Here is a 1911-nt window from a genome sequence, read left to right on the forward strand (position 1 = left end):
TTCTCTAGCTTGTCCCCCAATTTTCTGCTGTTGTTGATCTTCTTCTCTCATAATCGTTGCACCTCAAAAATCTTAAAGTGTTTGCGTTACACGTTTTTTATTTGTTTGTTGACGTTTCGCGTTACGCTTTTCAGTCTCGATATTTGGTTGAGCTGTGCTACTAGATTTATTAGCAGTTGGCTTTTTCGGTTGTCCATACTGAACATTTTGGACACTACCAACTTGACTTAGTTGTTGAGCTGGCGTATCCGTACGCATGGTCGTTGGCGATACATAATCGCTAAATGCCTGGGACGGTTCTTCCATAGAATTTAATTGACTTGATAAATCAACTGACTGAAATTCACCTTTTTTCAATGATAAGTTTCCACCATCCATGTTTGAGACGATTTGTTTTTGGCCTTGTTGATCCGTGACTTGAAGGAATGAATGATTTCCAGTTGAAATTTTTTCAACCGCCCCTTTGGCTACATTTCCATTTGAGTCTTTTTTGGCCATTGATTGGATTTCTTTAGGAGTCTTGGTTGTTGCTGTTGGTTTCTCCATCAATTTAGATGCCTTATGATAGGCGGTTTCGCCTCCAAACGTCCCAGCTAAATGTCCTACTGCTTGTTGACGTTGACGCTGTTTAAACGTTTCTTTCATACCAGGAACTTGATGCATCCCTTTGCCAAACTCTTTATCTATTTTTTGATTATTAGCAGATTGATAGCCTCGACTTCCACCTCGTTTAACGCCTTGTCCGACACCTTTAAGAGCACCTTTTGCTCCTGTCGCAATCCCTAAGTTACTTGAATGGCTTTGTTCTGCACCCGCATGTGTTCGCCATTGCTTAGCTTCTTTAAACCCTTCCTTCGTTGCTTCAGAGACAGCAGATACCATTGGCCCTGAATTTTTAACGGCGTTCCCCGCTGCCATTGAACCACGACCGACAAATCCACCAACAGCACCGCCTGCTAAACTACCACCTAATGCGCCTGCTACGGCTCCACCTGGTCCTAATGCCATACCTGCCGTTCCAAGTAATGCTGCTCCACCTATCTTACCTGCGCCAGCGGCGATTTTACCGGCACGCATCATGCGACTAGTGTCTTTGTTCATCGCACCTTTATATGTTTCTTTCGGAGCATTCAAGCTACGATCATTATGTGGTAATGGTTGTGATGGAGAACCATTTGTTCCACCACTGACTTTGCTAGGTGTTGATGGGCTGGATGAACCACTTGACGCTTGAGGTTTCATTTTATCGGAACCTTGAATATTACCTCGACGAAGTTCATCTGCTGCTTTAACAGGGTTTTTACCTTGTAAAGCTCCTTTTGTCGCACTTAACATAGCTATACCGCCAGCCATACCCGTTCCTTTCGCAAACCTTGATAAACCACCTTGTGTATTGGCTTGTAAACCAAATAATGATTTCATAGCTTCACCAATTGGGATAAATAAAATGAAGAAGAAAATCTGCTCCATCCAACCATCACTGCTAATCGCAAATGCAGAAATTAAATAAAATGTCCCTGCGTGGATTGATTGGACGAGTGTTGTTCCCGCAAATTCCTTCAAAAAGTTACCAAGTAGCGGTTTGGTTGATTGGTTTAGGTACAATGCGACAATTAATGGACTCACCACCATTAAGATCGCAAGTGTAATTTTACGCATCGTGTAGTAGAAAAAAGCCCAAATACCTAGTACCACGAGAACAAGTTGAATAACTAAATAACCAATGACTCCTGTTTCTTCATCTAAAGCCTCCTCGATGTCTTCTAACGACCCCAATTCTTGACTTGAAAATCCAGATTGTATGGATGAGATAATGGCATCGTTGAGCTGGAATATCATGCCAAATAATAATGGAAGATTAAAAAGTAATATAGTGACGATTAACAAATCTTTCATAAATTCAAAGAAATA

Annotated in this window: 1 pseudogene; it reads right to left on the bottom strand. The window is 41.5% G+C overall.

Features of this window, described 5'->3' with window-relative positions:
* Nucleotides 1-72: 72 nt before the first annotated feature.
* Nucleotides 73-1911 (bottom strand): annotated as a pseudogene (locus tag ACTWQB_RS17160) (hypothetical protein); the annotation flags it as partial.

It is taken from the genome of Piscibacillus sp. B03, assembly GCF_052246295.1.
Lineage (GTDB): Bacteria > Bacillota > Bacilli > Bacillales > Alkalibacillaceae > Piscibacillus.